An 18,464-nucleotide genomic window follows, 5' to 3' on the forward strand; every position below is an offset into this window, starting at 1 on the left:
AAAGATCAAGCCTTCTCCAAATCACCGGGGGTGTCTACATCTCGCACAATCCCCGTGTCGACCAAGGGAACAAACAGGGTTTGTTCCTGATTAGCTTGTAATAAGCCCCGAGCGCCCTGCTCGTCTGGCAGAGCTAAAAGCGCTTCGCGCCACTGCAGGCCAAACCCAATCGGATTACCCGGCTGACCTTCCAGCACAGGCCGAACAATGCCCGCCCCGTCCTGCACTGCCTGAGCCACTGCCGCCACGGTACTGGGTTTCACCCATGGCATATCGGCCAGCAAAACCACATAACCATACAAAGGCTCACTGGCGCGCACCCCGGCTTTCAGACTGACACCCATGCCGCGAACCGCCTCAGAGGCCGTCACAAACCGTAGCGGTAAATCACCCAGCTCTTGTCGTAAGGCTTGTTCGTGTACATCGCAGACGAGCAACACGTCCTCCAGCACAAACAGGGCTGACTCGCATACATGCCGCACCAGCGTCTTGCCATCAGGCATTTTGGCCAGTAGCTTCAAGTGCTGCCCGGAAGGATCAAAGCGCCGGCCCAAGCCTGCAGCCAGAATCAAACCCGTCACCCCCAATACCCGCTGCTGCCCTGCCATCTATTCACCTTTAAATTGCTTACGCCTGCAGGCGCTTCACTGCCGTTGAACTTACTAGGCTAAAGGATAAGTCTGGCCCCTAACAAGAGACCAGGAAAAAAACCGAATCCCCCGACTCAGCAACCTCATCGACAGGACACACCAAGCGATCCCCTATCCTTCACTAAAAAACCGGTGTACAGAGCCCGTTTAAAAAGGGACCAAAGGGTTTAAAACCACCAGAGTCAGCCTGAGTTCATCTGCTATATTTTCCCGCACAAGCTGGGGAAACTCCCCTGTGCATGCAGACCGCCATCGCAACACTGAACGCATTACTCTAATCAGATAGCTTCCTAAGCGACAGGAGCCCTTCAGTGCCGATCCCATTCCGCGCATTCAACGCCTACTCAATAATGAAACTCACAAAACTGAGTGCCGCACTGGCGCTAATCATTAGCCCGCTATCTGCCCACGCTCTGGAAGAAAGGACGGTAGAAGATCCATCAGGGCGCACCGTGTTTATCGCGCGTTTTTTCGATATGAACGACGGTTTGTTTGACGGTGACAATGCCTCCGCCTGGAGCTGGGAGGGCCATCAGACTTACAAAGAAGATATTCTTAAAGGCATGGGCTATTGGGCTGAAATACTGCAGCCCCAAAGCGACAACCCTCCAACCATCGTCAATATTGGCACGAGTAGTGTGCAAGAAAATGCCTACGGGGGCTCGCCCACCGCCAATGACGGCCAAAGCACCCTCACGGAGATGCAGCAAAACATACTCGGCCTGACACCGTCGGAGGGAACACTGCCATTGGGAGGGCATGGCCTTTTTGGCCTGGGTGAGGACGACTATGCAAGGAACCCCTCCTTTACGCAAACGCCCCTTACCGGTAAAGACAGCGTACTTCTGACCGCCGTCCACGAAATTGCCCACGGGCTGGGCATTTCAAGCAGCGTAAAAGACAGGGACATACTCAATGACACGCAACCCTATTTCACCGACAACCTGAATAGCTGGACGCAGCTGCTCAGAGACGACAACGGTAAGCCAGCGCGCCCAGGTCAGAGCATTGTGTGCGACGGTTGTGACAACGTCTACGATCCTGACGCATTTGATTTGCGCCAGGATACGGGCTTCCTGCTTGGCCCCAACATCGAGCAAGTCCTTGCTGGTGGCCTGCGCGGTGTGCCAGTCAAGATGCTGGGCGAGGATGGCAGCGTGGACGATAACTACATGAGCCATATTGAACTTCGAAACAGCGTCATGAGCCATCAAAACTACCGCAACTATTCAGTCTTCATGGAAGCGGAGTTGGCAGTCCTGCAAGACCTGGGGTACACCATTGACCGGGCCAATTTCTTTGGCCGCTCAATCTACGGCGATGGCCTTGAGTTGGTCAACACTCAAGGTTTCTTTGCGCGTAATACCACTGGTACCCAGTATCTTCCAGGCCAGTACAACCAGGCCACGCTAGGCTTGGGCCTGCATATCTACGGCAGCAATAACCAGATCCGACAAGCCGCAGACCTGCTGGCAGCGGGGTCCGGTGGCGCAGGGATACGAGTCGATGGCGAAAACAATACCCTGATCGTCGACCCAGGCGTCAAAATCTACGCCGATGGCTTGAACGGACAAGGCATTCAGTTTGCCTACGGTCGGGGACACACGCTGGTTCATCGCGGCGACATCCAGGCTACCGGCCCTCAAGGAGTCGGCCTGCGTTTTGATTTTGGTACCAATTCCTTAGGCGACCGTACCGAGCGTCGTGGCTCTTATATACGTACCGTTGGTGGCCAAGATAAAGACTTGCTCCCCGAACTGAACGGCCCATTGGTTCAACAAGCCGACATTAGCGGGCGAGTTGCGGGCAATGAAGCAGCCATCCTGATTTCTGACAACGCCTACGTGCAGCGCATCAACCTGATGCAAGGCGCACAGATTGAAGGCGACATTATTTCGCGTTATGCACAGCGTGACGAGAATCAGCAACTGCGCCTCACCACGCTGTCCTTTGGTCAGGCGGCCGACAGCCAGGGCCGCAGTCTCAGTCAAGCCGATGACGCCTTTCACCTGAGCTACGCCGGCAACATCACCGGCAAAGATAATCTGGCCCTGTCGTTTGACGGCGGCACTAGTCAGTTGGACGGAACCTTGCAGGTCTACAGCGCCACCATTCACAAAGCCGCAACCTTAGGTGGCAATGCCAGCTTTGATCTGGCCAGCGGCAAGGCTTTGATCAACGCTGGCACACTGGCTCCCGGCAACTCAGTCGGGCGTATCAAGGTCAATGGGGACTTCCAGCAAACAACAAGTGGGCGCCTTTTGGCCGAATTTGATGGCAAAGGCGGTCACGACATACTTGCTGTCAGCGGCAATGCTGAACTGGCCGGCACACTGAAACTGACGCCTTTGGCGGACTGGTATCAAAACTCCTGGTCGGTAGACACCGACTCTATCGTGCAAGCGAGCAGCCACAGCGGCAGTTTCGACAACACTCAAATCTCCGTCGTATCACCCACCTTGCAGTTTGACGCCGTGCATTTGGGCAGTGAACGCTACCGCCTGTCTGCCACTCGAGCTGACACTGCCTACAGCCAATATGGCCACGACACCAACCAGCAAGAGGCCGGAAACGCCTTGTTCCAGTTGGCGTCCACCGCAGCTGCACCAGCTCAAGCACTGTTCCAGGAGCTCGATTTCTCGGCCAAAGACGGTTCACTGATCACTGACGCATTGGATCAGGTTTCGCCAGCCGGCTACAGTGCCGCGATCGCCGCCTCCCTGATGCATGAGCGTGAAATCATGCAAACAGCCCGCAAAGGAATACAAGGATCTGGAACGGATTGGCAGGGCTACGCCTTGGCATTCGGTTCAAGCGCTGATCAAAACACTCGTGGATCCATGCTGGGCTACGATGCCCACAGCTATGGCCTGATCATTGGAGCCGGACGCGGGCTGGAATCCGCACCCGACGTCGCGTTTGGCGCCCAACTTGATATTGCAGAGCTCTCAGTCAAACCAGATGCGCCCTATTCGGGCAAGAGCAAAGCAACCGCATTTGGGGTCGCCGCCCAACTGCAGTACCGTCCTGGTGCAACGCAAGGTCTGTATGCGTTCAGCGGGCTGCGCCTGGGTCTTGAGCAAGCTGATATGCGCAGGCAGATTGCCATTGGAGACTACCAGGCCTCTCACTCATCTGACTGGACAGGGCACAGTCTGTCGCTAGATGCAGGCACAGGCTACCTGTGGCAGCTCAACCCATCCTTTGCAGTAGGCCCCTTCGCCAGCATGAACTATGCCTCAGTGTCCCGACCCTCTATCGACGAATCGGGCAATGCGGCAACACGCCTGCACCTGGACAGCAAGCGCGTCGATGCCCTGCGCTCCAGCCTTGGCCTGACGGCATCCTGGAACCACCCGCTGAACGATGGCAGCAAGCTGGGCATGAATTTCGACATAGGCTGGAATCATGAATGGTTGAACCGCGACCTGACTCAAGCAGCACACTTCGCGATTGCCTCCACGGACACCAGATTCAACACCCGCAATAGCGTGCTCCCACGCGACACAATGAGCCTGCGAGCGGGCCTTACCTGGCAACGCAGTGAGCGCCTGACGATTGGCACCGATATAAGCTCACAATTTGGGGGCGGATACTCCTCCCTGCAGGGCCAAGTAAATCTGCGCTGGGCATTTTAAGAATAGACACTTACCAAGAAACGGGATGACTGCTTGAACGGGTGGGGGCGCTGAAGCATACACACAACGCGTCCTCCCCATCCCAACAACATTATCACTCTCACTAATGCTGCACATCTTCTTGTAGGGCCTACGCTCCTAACATCCCAAACCCATCCCAGTTCCGCTTAGGCTTTCACTGACGCTACTTGTTTTCTTGCGAGGCCCGTGTACAACTTGGCGAACGAGCCAGGCCCCTTGCTGCAGGCAGAGGAACGATACGGGAAGCAAAGAGCGTGCTGTTTGAGAAGTGCCAAAGCTTCACTCACTCACATAATCAGCACATCAAACAACAGCATAGAGGCTCATTAATCGGGGCATCTCTCTCGTGAAACCCCAAAATACTCCCAGTACCGTTTGAGCTTTCACCGATGCTACTTGTTTTCTTGTGAGGCCCGTGTACAACTTGGCTAACGAGCCAGGCCCCTTGCCGCAGGCAGGGGGGCGATGCGGGATGCAAGGGACGCGCTGTTTGAGAAGCACCAAAGCTCCGCCCATTCGCACAATCAACACATCAAACAACAGCGCAGAGCCTCATCAATCTGGGCCTCTCTCTCATGAGATCTCAAAACCACCTCAGTACTGTTTGAGCTTTCACCGATGCCACTTGTTTTCTTGTGGGGCCCCTGTACAACTTGGCGAACGAATCAGGCCCCTTGCCGCAGGCAGGGAGACGATACGGGAAGCAAAGGACGTGCAGTTTGAGAAGTGCCAACGCTTCACTCACTCGCATAATCAGCACATCAAACAACAGCATAGAGGCTCATTAATCGGGGCCTCTCTCTTGTGAAGCCCCAACACACCTCCAGTACCGTTTGAGCTTTCACCGATGCCACTTGTTTTCTTGTGGGGCCCGTGTGCGGCTTGGCGGGCGAGTCAGGGCTCTTGCCGCAGGCAGGGTGACGAGGCGGGAGGCAAGGGGCGTGCTGTTTGAGGAGCACGCTTGCGGCTGGTCCGGGGGACCAGCCGCGCTCCGAGTTCACGACCCGCCCGCAACGGCGCACTGACAAGGGCACCCACGCGCAGCGTGGGCAAGGGACCCGCCAAGACAAGCCGCACAGGGGCCCCACAAGAAAACTGTCTCCCCTATCACGCAAAGCTCACCCGGCACATTCAGCAACCCTCCTGCGCCTCCCACACATCGAGCGCGAATCCAGAGGCCAACACGTGATCAACTGAGCGGCTGCAAAGCCCTATACCAAGGCCCCAATGCTGCGCCACAGTGCATAAAAAAGCCCCCGAGAGCCATTCGACTCCCAGGGGCACAGGTCCGACAGCCTGCCCCCAAGCGGCAGACCATCGATACTCGATCACAGCTGTCTGTAAAGCAATTTACAGAAAGGCTGATTACAAACCAATCAGCTTCATCGCCTCTTCACGCGTTGCCACGGTGGCGTACTTCTGACGCATGTCGAACAAGTTCGCCTCATGCGGGCCAATTGCACGGTCCCCCACGCAATCAGACACCACCAAGGGGCGGAAACCCAACTGCATGGCATCGACCACGCTAGAGCGCACGCAACCACTGGTCACGGCACCGGCCACCAGCAGCGTCTGCACACCACGCTGCGTCAACCACGCCGCCAAAGGCGTACCGAAGAAGGCCGAAGGCACGTTCTTGCGAACAACAAACTCGCCCGCAGCCGGAGCCAGCTCCGGCACGATATGGCTGTTATGTGCGTCTTCCGTCAGCCCCAGCATGCCGGGGACCTTGATGCTGAAAATATTGTTATCAGCGCCATCATCGGCATACACGATGCGCGTATGCGCCACCGGCCAGCCTTGCTCACGCGCCGTCGCCAAGAGCTTTTGCGTGTTCTCGATCGCTTCAGGAATATTGCCGCCACCAAACACTGCCGGGTCGGCAAAGCCGTTCACCAGATCAATAATCAGCAGCCCATATGGAGCTTTAGGCTCCAATGTCGATCCAAACCCTTGTTGAGCGTAAACCGCCCCTTCATTCGTACTCACCCACGCCTCCGTCCAGTACTTTGCCATCACGCACCACAGCGCGACCATCCAGGCTCACCGTGCAATTACGCAATGGAATATCAATGTGGCAGGCCGTTGTCCGCTTGCCACCCGCTTCATTGTTCGGGCCCAAGGAGAACAAGAAATTGCCCTCGAACGCACGCGCATCCATGCCAATGGTGTTCTCACGCGAGTACAAACCCAGCGTGGACCAGTGGCAACGTGGCTGCAGCCCCCAACCAATGTGGGAGATGGCATAGCCTTCGGGGTCGTTAAAGGACTTCATGTACTCGTCCAACAACTCGGCTTCGATACCGCCTTCAATCTTGGTGGCGTAGCCGTTTTCTACCGTCAGAATGATCTGCTCAGTCGAGTACTTCTTCTGTGGCAACAGGATGTCGCCCTTGTCGATCACGATGGTGCCGTTGGTACCCAACTCATTGGGCCAGGTCAGCACAAAACCGCTGGGCCAGTGGTCCCAACGTCCGGGCTCATCCACAAAACCGTACTCACGAATGGCGGGGAATTCACCCAGCGGGCAACGCAAATCTGTACCGGCAGCCGAAGTGATGCTCATTTCCTTGGCGGCTTTAATCAACGCAGCCGCAGCCGTCACGCGTGCACGATCTGCTTCAGTCGGCACGGTACGAACCAGAATCTCGGGTGGCTCTACCGCCAGCAAAATCTTGGTGCCGGACTTCAGAATGTCGATCTGCTCGGGCGAGAACAACAGGGTCATCAAATCCAGCACCAGATCGCTGGCCTTCAAGGCTGCGATCGCTGCTTCATTACCCGTTAAAGGCGTCGTACCTAGGTAAGCCAGGGAATCCCGGCTCAAGGCTTTTTCTGCATTGACCGGCAACAAGTCCAGGCGATTCACAATCGCACCCATAGACTGAGCCGCAATCTGTGCACACTGCATAGTCTGCGGGTGCGTGGTCGAGCTGGTCAGCAAGGTCACTGTTTGACCGGCCTCCAGCTTGGACAGACGCAGCACTTCCTGCCACGCCTCGATAAGTTGGTAATCACTTACTGCCATCTTGTCTCTCCTTGTGAAAGGTTCCGACACTGACGCGGAACCTCTGCATCACGACGGGCCACCCATGTGGCCCTTTCAACATCACACCAGGCGCTGGCCCAGGAAATCACCGAAAGCCTCGTAAAAGCCGGCTTCGTTGTCCCAAGGAATCATGTGACCGGCGTTGGGCACGCGCACGTGCTGCACACCAGAAGCCAGTTGCTGGATCTCGGCCACGTCTTCATCGCGCACCACATCACCACGCTCGGCAGTCATCAGCAAAGCAGGGACCTTCAAGTGTGGGAAATCGGCGTGAATATCGTCGGTGTGGAAACCTTCAAAGCTGGCCAAGATGGCGGGCTCGTGGCAGGTGTGCAACCACTGAGCACGCAATTGCAGTTGCTCTTCGGTCCAGGTCGGGCAGAAGGCACGCATGTCTTCAGCCGTACAACCCTTGCGAGCCATCGCCATGGAATCCACGTACCACGGCAACTTGGACGGGTAAGCACGGCGATCTGGGCCGGAGACGGGAGGATCCACCATGACCAGACGGTTCAAGCCATCGCTGTTCTTATGCGCCGCACGCAAACCAATGCGCGCACCCATGGAGTGACCGACCACAATGTAGTCCTTCAAACCCAGGGCTTGAGCCAAGGCAATCAAGTCATCCGCTTGCGCATCCAGGCTGTAATCCATGCCTTCAGCCGCTTCGCTTAAACCACGGCCACGCACATCCTGGATGTAAGTATCAAAGTGCTTACCGAACTGCTCGCCTACAAAACCCCAAGTCACGGCTGGGCTGGTGATGCCTGGCACGATGATGACCGCAGGGCGCTGATCGCGGCCGTCGCTGGAACCACCGTAACGCAGGTAATGCTGACGAATGCCATTGGCATGAACATGGCCGCCGTAAAGAAAGTTACTCATTAATCTGTCCTTGGATTGAAACCGTCAGGCCTGGGCCTGACCCATGAAAAGAGCTGCTGCCTACGCCCTTACAGGCGCAGCAGCCAGCGCGGCCCGGACCACATCCGGTGTAAAAGGCACTTGCCGAAAACGTCGGCCAGTCGCATCGAATAAAGCATTGGCAATGGCCGAGGCACAGGGCACGGAAGCGGATTCGCCCGACCCCATCGGCGGCTCGGATTGCCGGTCCATCAAAATGACTTCAATGGGCGGGATGCGCGGAAAATCAACAATGGGGTAAGCCCCCCATTCCGCGCTGACCACACCTTGCGCATTGAAAACCACTTGCTCATACAGAGTGCGACTCAGTGACTGGATCACGTTGCCGTGAATCTGATGGCGAACGCCGGCCGGATTCACCATCTGGCCGGTATCCTGCCCTACATAAATCTGTTGAACCTCGATCACACCGGTTTCGACCTGTACCCTTAGATCCAGCAACCAGGCTGACCAAGCAGCACCAAAACCAGGAAATTTGCTATGGATATAACGGGCGTAAGACAGGCCACGACCATATAAATAGCCCTGCTCGTCCGGCTGTCCGCGAGAGCCACGCTGCCCTGCCTGCCACTGCCCTTTGTCGGCAACAGCCTGCAAAAGCTCTTGGGCCCGCACATCGCTGTCCAGGTAGCGCAAACGGTAAGCCAAAGGATCAGCCTGGGCTTCAAAAGCCAGCTCGTCCAAAAAGCAGTCATGTGCAAAAGAGTTCGGCATGGCTGACACGCCGCGCAGCCAGGAGGCTCGCACAATGGCGGCCATGTCCTGACACACCACACGCTGCTTGGGGTAGCTATAGGGCGGCACGGCAGTGCGATCACCCATCTCCAATTGACGGGGCGCAGCCGATTCACGACCGGTCAGCAACAAAGCCAGATTGGGCGCATCGTTCGAGGGGTAATGAGTCACAAAATCATAGTGACGCAATCCGCCATCGGTATCGATAGAGCCTTCCACATCCATCAGTTGGGCGGCCCCTTTAGGCTCCCAACCATGCTCCTGCTCACGAGTCAGCTGCACACGCACAGGCGCACCCACGGCACGGGACAAAAGCAAAGCGTCGGCGCACACGTCGTCCGCACAATTGCGGCCATAGCAGCCTGCGGCCTCGTGACGAATAATCTCTATACCCGCCTCATCCTCATCCAGCAGTTGGCTAAGATGAACACGCAGCATGTGCGGGTTTTGCGTGCCGGACCAAATCCGGCTGTGCCCCTGCTGATAATCCGCAACCGCGCAAGAGGGGCCAATAGAAGCGTGCAATTGAAACGGCCAGATATAGCTGCGTTTCAGGCGCTTGCCTTCAGCGGGCAACTCGTCAAAATCCGGACCGCTATCCGCCAGCAAACGCTCAGTCTTGGGCTGACGACGGATCAGTTGTTCCAGATCGCTCATGTCCTCTAAAGGCGGAATGGCTTTCCAGCGCAGCTTCAGCTCACGTGCTGCGCGAATAGCGTGCTCTTCACGATGAGCCACCACCCCCACAAAATCCCCAATCACCACGACACGTAGTCCATCGGCAATGTGACGAATGGAGTCCTCATCAAGCGACTCCAGGCTGCAACCTACAAAATCACCACTATCGCGCCCAACATAAGGGGGACGTACAACGCGCCCATGCAACATGCCGGGTACGCGCACGTCATGAACATAGACCCACTGGCCGGCGACCTTGCCTGGAATATCGACACGCGCCTGCGGCGTACCCACAATGCGCAGGTCCTTGGCCGCTTTAGTCGGTGTTTCCTTATCCAGGTAGGCACGCAGCGCCTGGCCTTCCAGCAATTGCCAATACGTCAGGCTGCGTCCGTCAGCAGCGATCACCGTGCCGTCTACTACCTTTAATTGATCTACCGACAGTTCCCAGCGTTGCGCGGCCTGAGCCAGCAGCAATTGACGCGCTTGAGCCGCCGCCTTGCGCAGCGGCACGGCGTGAATCTGAATGGAGGCACTGGCAATGGTGGGGCCCTGATTGGGCACCGCATCGGTATGACCGAGCACCATCTGCACACGTGACATGGGTACATCCAGCTCGTCAGCCACAATCTGGCTCAAGGCCGTCTGTATTCCCGTCCCTAAATCCACATGTCCGTTAAACGCCCTTACCCAACCTTGCTCGGACACAGCCACGAACACATCATCGTGATCTTGCAGATACTCAGAGACCACGCCAGGCTGACCGGGCGAAGGCTTGGGAGGCCGGACCGGTGCCGCTAAAATCAGCAATGTGCCTTGCGCCTTGAGCAAATCTTGCTGCTGGTGACGCGGCGCTTCATAAGACATCACACTCTCCTGGCTAGGCTGCTATCAACAAGGTCCATAAGAAGCAGGTACGGATCAGACCCTGAAAACCCGCCTTAAGCGCGCTGTACCAAAGCCCTAATTACTAGTGTACACGCCCTATTAAAATCAAATGAAGTGCGCTGAAATTCATTTTCCGCACTTACTATAAAGAGAAAATCAAGAGCCCAATAATCAGTGTAAACCCTATATCAACTATGAATTACACGATTTTTACATCGTTTCCCGAGAGCTCTTTGATTGATACCTCAAGGGAGTAGTAGAATCTATTTACTCAATAAATTAAAGTGTATACACTTAATTTAAGCATATCAATACCGAGCAGGCAAAACCCCATGAACCCTTGTTCCCGCCCGTGCACCTTGCGGGTCAATCAAGAGACCCACATCATCGAGGTGGAACCCGACACCCCGTTGCTCTATGTGCTGCGCAACGATCTGGGGCTGAACGGTCCCAAATTTGGCTGTGGGCTGGGCGAATGCGGCGCCTGTACCGTCTTGGTGGACGGGGTGGCAGCACGCTCCTGTGTGGTGCCTGTCAGCCTGGTCGAACACCGCCAAATCACTACGCTGGAAGGCTTGGCCCAAGATGGCCAAGCCAATGATGTCCAGCAAGCCTTTATTGATTGTCAGGCCGCTCAATGCGGCTACTGCTTGAACGGTATGGTCATGACGGTGCAGGCTTTACTGGATCGCAATCCGCACGCTACAGAAGAACAGATCCGGGACGAACTGCGTTATAACCTGTGCCGCTGCGGGACCCATGTGGAAATCATGCAGGCAGCACTTCAAGCCGCAAAGGCCCGGCGATGAGTCATTCAGTACAAAACACGTCCCCGGCGCAATGGCTGGAACTGCCTGCCGGCGTCAGCCTGCTCCATGCTGCGGTGCTACGTCCCCCTTTCTGGTCCTATGAAAACGGCATGTATCAGGGTGCGGAACTACAGGCCGTCGACAAACACGCCGCCATGCAAGTTCCGGGGGTGGTGGCCTGCGTGCACACAGGCAACTTTCTGGGGGTGCTGGCCGTTCAGGCAGAACAAGCCCAACAAGGAGCCGCACTTCTGGATGCCCGTTGGGCCACGCCTGTCATTGCCAATCAAGCAGCGCTGGACAGTCATGAAGCTGCAGCCCGCAGCCCAAGCACACCCGACCAAAGCTATGAATGGCAGGCAGGAACCGAGCATCAAGAAACGGCTTGGGCACGTGCCTGTTACTACGACAATAAGCTTTACGTCTGGGCTCACACCCTGCGCCCGGCCGCCCTGTTGCTGGAGCTGCAGGCCCTAAGTGGCCTGCCGGCCGAGCAAATCTGCTTGCAAGATATCGCCGCCAACCAGGCTGATGCGTACGACTGCGCGATGGATGCAGCCGTCATGGCTTTTGGCCGCCCCCAGGCAGTCCAGGTGCGTGCCAGCCACAGCGAATCGATTATTCGCTTGAGCGTTTATCAGCGGGCCAACAACGGTGGTTTGAGTGCCCAGTTGCAATCCAGCCGCTGGCATCTGAACACCTTGTCGGGGGCCCGTCCTTCTCTGGCAGCTATTTTGTGCGGGCAGCAAGGGCTGCCCAATACTGGCCCGCAAGTCCAAAGCGAGTACTTCGCCGCCCCTATTCCTAACTATGACGGCGCAGCAGCCAGCAGCGACCCGGACAGCTTGGCCCAAGCGACAGTCTTCGCTCAAGAATCGCAGTTCGACCAGGACTGCCACGCCCTGGGCCTGGACCCTTTGCAAGCCCGCCTGGAGCAAGTCAGTAGCCCCCAAGGCCGTGATCTGCTCCAACGAGTAGCTGCTCAGTCGGACTGGTCCGAGCCCCTCCCTGCTCACCAAGGCCCCCTGCGCAAAGGTCGCGGGCTGGCCTATAGCCATATCGTCGAGCAAGTGCCCGGACAGGCAGCAAGGGAGCAATGGTCTGCGTGGGCCGTAGATGTCAGCGTGGATACACGCCAAGGCACCCTGAGCATCGACAAGCTGACCATTGGTCATGACAGCACAGAACTGGGGCCGTCAAACCAAACGACAGAATCTGCCCCGGCCCTGGCAGACCGACTGGGACGCTGGGCACAGAAGCTGCTCAATGCGGGTTCCACCCCTAAGCAATCAGGCCAGAACAGCCAGACTGTTGATTCAGCAAGTGCCAAGCCTTCAGTGCAACTGGTCAAGCGCGAGAACGCGGTTGGCCAGCCTTTGGCCTGGAACCAGGGCGTGGAGCTACCAGCTGCGGCCGCTATCGCCAATGCGATTTTCAACGCCAGTGGCATACGTCTGACCAGCGCTCCCTTTAACGAGCAATCCCTGGCCTTGGGCTATCAGTCCGGCAAGGCTGGCAGCAGCAAGAAACGTAAAACCTGGCTGGGTGCATTGGCTGCCGTCGCAACGGGCACGATGCTAAGCGCCATGCCCTGGCGTCCTGCTATCGCCCCGGTAGGCCAGGTCGATACCTCCATCTTTTCGGATCTGGCGATCGAACGAGGCCGGCTGGTCGCCATTGCAGGCGACTGCGTGGTTTGCCACACCACCGAAGGCGGCAAACCCAATGCCGGGGGCCTGGGGCTGGATACACCTTTTGGCACGATCTACACCACCAACATCACTCCGGATAAAGAGACCGGTATAGGCACCTGGAGCTACAAGGCATTTGAACGCGCCATGCGCGAAGGCATCCATCAAGACGGACGCCACTTGTACCCGGCCTTCCCCTACACCGCTTTTGCCAAAATCAGCGACGAAGACATGCAGTCCCTGTATGCCTATCTGATGACGCAAGAGCCTGTGAAGTCCGAGGTGCCAGAAACTAAGCTGCCCTTCCCCATGAACATGCGGCCTTTGGTAGCGGGCTGGAACGCCTTGTTCCACCGCGATCCCAATGCCTATGTGCCGGACCCGACGCAAACCGTGCAGTGGAACCGGGGCGCGTACCTGGTCAATAGCAGCGGGCACTGTGCCGCCTGCCACAGCCCACGTAATTTCCTGGGAGCCGAGAAAGGCGGGGAAGCCAACTTTCTGGCCGGAGGCTTTGCCGACAACTGGGAAGCACCTGCTCTCAATGCCCTGTCCCGCGCCCCGATTCCCTGGACAGAACAGGAGCTATACCAATACCTGCGCACCGGCTATTCGCCTCGTCACGGTGTAGCAGCCGGTCCGATGGGGCCTGTCATTGCCGGTTTGGCCGAACTGCCTGAGTCCGACGTAAGGGCTATGGCCAATTACTTGAGCAGCTTGAATCCCGTCGAAAGCCAGCAAGAACAAGAGCACGCCGCCCAGGCTGCGCGTCTTGAACAAGACAGCCGCAGCAATAAAGACGTGATGGTGATGCCCGGTGAAAATCTGTTCAACGGTGCCTGTGCCGTCTGCCATGATCCGCGCGGTGGTCCGGTGTTGTTTGGTGCTCGCCCTTCCCTGGTCCTGAACAGCAATCTGCACAGCGACCACCCGGACAATACGATTCAAGTTCTGATGCACGGCATTACTCGCCCTGCCCAAGCTAGCCTGGGTGCCATGCCCGCCTTTAAAGACAGCATGAACGATCAGCAGATGGAAGATTTGCTGAACTATATGCGGGCGCGCTTTGCACCAGACAAACCCGCCTGGAAAGGTTTGAAAGACAAGATTGCAGCTATTCGCCAACAAAAAGGCCACTTATAAAACGGGCTTATTAGCCGCTTCTTTTCCCCATAACAAAAGGCCTGGGTTCGGTATGACACCGAACTCAGGCCTTGTTGTTTTTACCTATCATTGTCCTGGCGAGCGAAGAGCTTGTTAGCAAGTCCCGCCCAGGACCTAGCAAGCACTACAAGCCTGGCCACCCTCAGCCAGAAAAGCCGCCTTCTCGCAGAAACTGCTTTTCCTCTTCGGTAGTTGTGCGACCCAGAATGCTGTTGCGATGAGGAAACCGGCCAAATCGCTCCACCACATCCAGATGTTCCTCGGCATGATCCAGCCAAGGACGACCAATTTCCTGATTCAAACGGACGGCCTCTTGCTGATCAGCCAAGTTTTCCGCATGTGAATAAGGCAGGTAGCAAAACACTCGGCGCTCCACTGGAATCTGCTTGTCCAAACCCTTGGCCACCATTTGTTTGGCCAGGTCCAAGGCTTTGTCATCCGTGGCGTACATGCGTGTCGTGTTGCGAAACGAGTTACGCGGGAACTGGTCCAGCAGAATCAGCAAGGCATAACTGCCTTCAGCCGTTTGTGCCCAATCATCAAACTCGCCTTGGGCGGCACGTTCGTGCCAATCCAGAAAACGTTCGCGAAACTCCCGGTCGAAATCATCGGATTTGCGAAACCATTTTTCTGGGCCTGACTCAACCCAAAAATCAACCACGGTCTGCGGATTGGGACGTGCGTCTGCCATAGTGTTCTCCTGAAGCCAGTCAGGCCGGGGCCCGAAATTAAACAGACAGGTAAGTGCGCCGCACCTGCTCGTTGGCGCTTAATTCCTGCATGGCGCCACTGTACCGTATTTGCCCCTTTTCCAGCACATAAGCCCGGTCCGAAACCAGCTCGGCAAAATGCAGATTCTGCTCAGACAGCAAAATACTGACGCCCGCCTGTTTCAGCTCCAGAATCATCTGCACCATTTGCTCCACAATCACCGGGGCAACGCCTTCGGACGGTTCATCCAGCAGCACCAGATACGGATTGCCCATCAAGGTACGGGCCACAGTCAGCATTTGCTGTTCGCCCCCGCTCATCTGTCCGCCGGGCCTGTCCTGCATCTGGCCCAGATTGGGAAACAGGCTGTAGAGTCGCTCCGGCTTCCAATGCGGAGCAGCCGTGCCATCAGGCCAATGCCGCGGCGGCTGACGCCCCACTTCCAGATTCTCCGTGACGCTTAAATCCGTAAAGATGCGCCTGTCCTCGGGCACAAAACCCAGCCCTGCCCGAGCAATTTCAAACGGCTGCTTGTCCTGGATGGCTTGCCCCATAAACTGAATCTGGCCGGAGCTACGCTCCATCAAACCCATAATGGACTTCAAGGTTGTGGACTTGCCTGCACCGTTACGCCCCATCAGGGCGACCACTTCTCCCCGCTGCACATTCAAGGACAAATCAAACAGGATATGCGCCGCGCCATACCAGGCATTGAGCCCCTCTATGGTCAGCAAAGCCTCTTTGTTCTGGGCCTGGGCCGTATCGGCGCTAGTTTGCAGATCGCGCATCATGCCGACTCCTTGTTCTCAAACGTCTTGCCAGTCCCAAAGTAGACTTCCTGCACCTTGGGGTGTTGGCGGATATAGTCGGCATCGCCCTCCGCCACCAAGCGGCCACGGGCCAGCACCAGCATGCGGTCCGAGTGCTCGAACACCACATCCATGCTGTGCTCGGTAAACAGCACGCCCATATTGCGTTCCACCACCAGTTTTTTAGTCAGGCGCATCAGCTCATTGCGTTCACGCGGGGCCATACCAGCGGTAGGCTCATCCATCAGCAGCAGGCGTGGATCATTGGCCAAGGCAATCGCCAGCTCTACCCGCTTCACGTCGCCGTAGGCCAGCTCGCTGCACGGGCGCTCGGCCTGCGCCAGCATGCCCACCTGATCCAGCAAATCCAGGGCTCGCGCCCGCTCAAACTCTGCTGCCCGTCGCCAGAACGAAAACAGTTTCTTTTGATGGGCCAGCAAAGCCATCTGTACGTTTTCCACCACGGTCAGAGAAGCAAAGGTGGCTGCAATCTGGAAGGTGCGGCCCACACCCATTGCCGCAATTTTTCGTGGAGCCAGCCCCACCAGTTCCTGGTCATCCAAACGCACCGAACCTGCTGTTGGCGTCAACTGCCCGCCCACCATATTGAAGGTAGTGGTTTTACCGGCCCCATTAGGGCCGATCAAGGCCAGAAACTCGCCCGCCTGCACATCGAACTCAATCCCGTCCACGGCCAGATTGCCACCAAATGCTTTTTTAAGACCTCGTACTTGCAGCAAACTCATGACGATGCCTCCGCTCCGGCAACAGGGGCCACGCGACGATGCGCCCAGCGTTTGAAGAAGCCGGCAATACCTTGCGGGAAGGCCAACACCAGCAAGAGGATCACGGCACCAAACAAGGCGCGCCAATACTGTGTAATGCCCAGGAAGAAATCTTGCAGCAAGGTGAAGACAGCGGCACCCACGATGGGGCCAACCAGAGTTTGCAAACCACCTAGCAAAACCATGACCAGGCCATCCACTGATTTATTCACGGCAATCACTTCAGGCGATACGCTGCCCTTGGAAAAGACAAACAAGGCACCGGCCAGACCGGCAAATGTGCCCGCCAGAATGAAGGTCAGCCATTGCACCCGCTTCACAGGAATCCCGATGGCTTCGGCCCGCAAGGCTGAATCCCGACTGGCACGCATGGCATAGCCAAAGGGCGAGAACAAAATCCGGCGCAACAAGAAGGCGGCTGCCACGACAACCAACAACGCAAAGTAATAGTAGCGATCCCCCGACAGCCATTCGGCCGGCCAGATTCCCACTACCCCGTTAGAGCCACCTGTAAAACTGTCCCATTGATAGACAATCGACCAGACAATCTGGGCGAAGGCCAAGGTCAACATAGCCAGATACACGCCGGACAAGCGCACGCAGAACCAGCCAAAAATCATGGCTCCCAGACCGGCTACCGCCGGTGCCAAAATCAGCGACCAGCCCATAGACAAGGCTGCCGCCTTAAAGAGCAAGGCGGCGGCATACCCGCCCAAACCAAAATACGCGGCATGACCAAAGGAGTTCATCCCGCCGGGGCCCATCATGAAATGCAGGCTCAATGAAAACAGGGCCAGCACCAGAATATCCAAGGCCAGTACGGGTGCGTAAGGGAACCAGTCGCTCATCAACGGCAAGGCGGCCATCACACCCAATACGGCCAACACCATGAACTGAAAGGCCCGGCTACCCGGACGCAATGGCGCTTCGATAGGAGCGGAGTTACGGCTGACAGCCTGGGCACGGCCAAACAAGCCCCACGGTCTGAAGACCAGCACGACCGCCATGAAGATGAACTCCACCACCAGCGTCAATTTCGGGAAGGCAAAGTCCACACCAAAGATACTGACGGTCCCCAAGGCGATGCACAGGGCTTTCAATTCAGCCACGATCAAGGCAGCCACATAAGCACCGGGAATCGAGCCCATGCCACCGACCACCACGATCACAAAGGCGTCGCCAATCACGCTCAAATCCAGCAGCAAGTTCGCGGGCTGGCGCGGCAACTGCACCGCTCCCCCCAAACCAGCCAGAAAGGCGCCCAAGGCAAAGACCCCCGTGAACAGCCAAGCCTGGTTTACACCCAGCGCCCCCAGCATTTGTCTGTCATGAGTAGCGGCGCGTACCAGCACGCCCCAACGGGTGCGAGTCAGCAACAACCAAAGCAATCCCAAGACCACCGGGCCAATCACGATCAGCACCAGGTCATAGACCGGAAAAAAGCGGCCAGCAATGGAGATGGAGCCATTCAAACCCGGTGCCAAGGGCCCCAGCAAATCCTCCGGCCCCCACACGGCCAAAGCCCCGTCATTGATGACCAGCACCAAGGCAAAAGTGGCCAATAACTGGAAGAGTTCGGGCGCTTTATAAATACGCCGCAACAACACAATTTCCAGCAAGGCCCCCAAGGCCCCGACCAGCAGCGCGGCCACGATCAGGCCCGCCCAGAAACCCAGCGCCGAACCGCCCATGAACTGCACGGTGGAATACGCCAGGTAAATACCCAGCATATAGAGGGAGCCGTGGGCAAAGTTGACGATGCGTGTCACCCCAAAGATCAGGGACAAACCCGCTGCCACCAGGAACAAAGACGATGCCTCGGCCAGTCCATTCAGGAACTGAACCCATAAACCCGATAAGGCCATTACTGCCTCGCGTCAGAAGTGGCGCGCCAGATGGCGCGCCGATCTAC

General features: G+C 57.1%; 12 protein-coding genes. 3 read left to right on the top strand and 9 right to left on the bottom strand.

The annotated features are described in order from the left end of the window. Positions 1 to 5 precede the first annotated feature (5 nt). Positions 6 to 608 (bottom strand): nucleotidyltransferase family protein, encoded by a 603-nt coding sequence (locus AC1RSM_RS13510; RefSeq protein ID WP_492933067.1) that lies wholly within the window; start codon positions 606 to 608, stop codon positions 6 to 8. Positions 609 to 1,000: 392 nt separating this feature from the next. On the opposite strand from AC1RSM_RS13510, the gene AC1RSM_RS13515 reads away from it, so the two are divergent. Beyond that, on the top strand, positions 1,001 to 4,288 hold the full coding sequence (locus tag AC1RSM_RS13515) for an autotransporter outer membrane beta-barrel domain-containing protein (protein WP_492933068.1): 3,288 nt from the start codon (positions 1,001 to 1,003) through the stop codon (positions 4,286 to 4,288). 1,386 nt (positions 4,289 to 5,674) lie between these two features. On the opposite strand, the gene AC1RSM_RS13520 is transcribed toward AC1RSM_RS13515, so the two are convergent. From AC1RSM_RS13520 to AC1RSM_RS13535, 4 genes are all read right to left on the bottom strand, one after another. Beyond that, positions 5,675 to 6,298 carry an N-carbamoylsarcosine amidohydrolase gene (locus AC1RSM_RS13520; protein ID WP_492933069.1) on the bottom strand — a complete coding sequence of 208 codons (624 nt, stop codon included), beginning with the start codon at positions 6,296 to 6,298 and terminating at the stop codon, positions 5,675 to 5,677. After that, complete coding sequence (locus tag AC1RSM_RS13525) at positions 6,285 to 7,337, bottom strand: 2,5-dihydroxypyridine 5,6-dioxygenase NicX family protein (protein WP_492933070.1); 1,053 nt, start codon at positions 7,335 to 7,337, stop codon at positions 6,285 to 6,287. Before AC1RSM_RS13525 ends, AC1RSM_RS13520 begins: the two co-directional genes overlap by 14 nt. Before the next feature lie 81 nt (positions 7,338 to 7,418). Then, positions 7,419 to 8,243 carry an alpha/beta fold hydrolase gene (locus AC1RSM_RS13530; RefSeq protein ID WP_492933071.1) on the bottom strand — a complete coding sequence of 275 codons (825 nt, stop codon included), beginning with the start codon at positions 8,241 to 8,243 and terminating at the stop codon, positions 7,419 to 7,421. Positions 8,244 to 8,303: 60 nt separating this feature from the next. After that, on the bottom strand, positions 8,304 to 10,562 hold the full coding sequence (locus tag AC1RSM_RS13535; RefSeq protein WP_492933072.1) for a xanthine dehydrogenase family protein molybdopterin-binding subunit: 2,259 nt from the start codon (positions 10,560 to 10,562) through the stop codon (positions 8,304 to 8,306). Between the two features lie 353 nt (positions 10,563 to 10,915). On the opposite strand from AC1RSM_RS13535, the gene AC1RSM_RS13540 reads away from it, so the two are divergent. Further along, a complete protein-coding gene (locus AC1RSM_RS13540; RefSeq protein WP_492933073.1) occupies positions 10,916 to 11,392 on the top strand; it encodes a (2Fe-2S)-binding protein in 477 nt (158 codons plus the stop codon). Next, positions 11,389 to 14,226 carry a c-type cytochrome gene (locus tag AC1RSM_RS13545; RefSeq protein ID WP_492933074.1) on the top strand — a complete coding sequence of 946 codons (2,838 nt, stop codon included), beginning with the start codon at positions 11,389 to 11,391 and terminating at the stop codon, positions 14,224 to 14,226. Before AC1RSM_RS13540 ends, AC1RSM_RS13545 begins: the two co-directional genes overlap by 4 nt. A gap of 163 nt (positions 14,227 to 14,389) precedes the next feature. Here the strand turns inward: AC1RSM_RS13545 and AC1RSM_RS13550 are convergent, their stop codons facing one another. The 4 genes from AC1RSM_RS13550 to AC1RSM_RS13565 are packed head-to-tail and all read right to left on the bottom strand — an operon-like array spanning position 14,390 to position 18,417. Continuing rightward, entirely contained in the window at positions 14,390 to 14,938 is a 549-nt protein-coding gene (locus tag AC1RSM_RS13550) for a DUF924 family protein (protein ID WP_492933075.1), read from the bottom strand. 37 nt (positions 14,939 to 14,975) lie between these two features. Further along, complete coding sequence (locus AC1RSM_RS13555) at positions 14,976 to 15,746, bottom strand: ABC transporter ATP-binding protein (protein WP_492933691.1); 771 nt, start codon at positions 15,744 to 15,746, stop codon at positions 14,976 to 14,978. Continuing rightward, positions 15,746 to 16,513, bottom strand: a complete 768-nt coding sequence (locus AC1RSM_RS13560; protein WP_492933076.1) for an ABC transporter ATP-binding protein — start codon at positions 16,511 to 16,513, stop codon at positions 15,746 to 15,748. Before AC1RSM_RS13560 ends, AC1RSM_RS13555 begins: the two co-directional genes overlap by 1 nt. After that, a complete protein-coding gene (locus tag AC1RSM_RS13565) occupies positions 16,510 to 18,417 on the bottom strand; it encodes an ABC transporter permease (protein ID WP_492933077.1) in 1,908 nt (635 codons plus the stop codon). The genes AC1RSM_RS13560 and AC1RSM_RS13565 overlap by 4 nt, the downstream gene beginning before the upstream one ends. Positions 18,418 to 18,464: the final 47 nt, after the last annotated feature.

The organism is Alcaligenes sp. GW821-FHT11D07, from assembly GCF_058808495.1.

What these genes read in the sequence shown, in the direction of transcription:
- AC1RSM_RS13510 (WP_492933067.1), bottom strand. Translation starts at nt 608, where the DNA reads ATGGCAGGGCAGCAGCGGGTATTGGGGGTGACGGGTTTGATTCTGGCT.
- AC1RSM_RS13515 (WP_492933068.1), top strand. Translation starts at nt 1,001, where the DNA reads ATGAAACTCACAAAACTGAGTGCCGCACTGGCGCTAATCATTAGCCCG.
- AC1RSM_RS13525 (WP_492933070.1), bottom strand. Translation starts at nt 7,337, where the DNA reads ATGGCAGTAAGTGATTACCAACTTATCGAGGCGTGGCAGGAAGTGCTG.
- AC1RSM_RS13530 (WP_492933071.1), bottom strand. Translation starts at nt 8,243, where the DNA reads ATGAGTAACTTTCTTTACGGCGGCCATGTTCATGCCAATGGCATTCGT.
- AC1RSM_RS13535 (WP_492933072.1), bottom strand. Translation starts at nt 10,562, where the DNA reads ATGTCTTATGAAGCGCCGCGTCACCAGCAGCAAGATTTGCTCAAGGCG.
- AC1RSM_RS13540 (WP_492933073.1), top strand. Translation starts at nt 10,916, where the DNA reads ATGAACCCTTGTTCCCGCCCGTGCACCTTGCGGGTCAATCAAGAGACC.
- AC1RSM_RS13545 (WP_492933074.1), top strand. Translation starts at nt 11,389, where the DNA reads ATGAGTCATTCAGTACAAAACACGTCCCCGGCGCAATGGCTGGAACTG.
- AC1RSM_RS13550 (WP_492933075.1), bottom strand. Translation starts at nt 14,938, where the DNA reads ATGGCAGACGCACGTCCCAATCCGCAGACCGTGGTTGATTTTTGGGTT.
- AC1RSM_RS13555 (WP_492933691.1), bottom strand. Translation starts at nt 15,746, where the DNA reads ATGCGCGATCTGCAAACTAGCGCCGATACGGCCCAGGCCCAGAACAAA.
- AC1RSM_RS13560 (WP_492933076.1), bottom strand. Translation starts at nt 16,513, where the DNA reads ATGAGTTTGCTGCAAGTACGAGGTCTTAAAAAAGCATTTGGTGGCAAT.
- AC1RSM_RS13565 (WP_492933077.1), bottom strand. Translation starts at nt 18,417, where the DNA reads ATGGCCTTATCGGGTTTATGGGTTCAGTTCCTGAATGGACTGGCCGAG.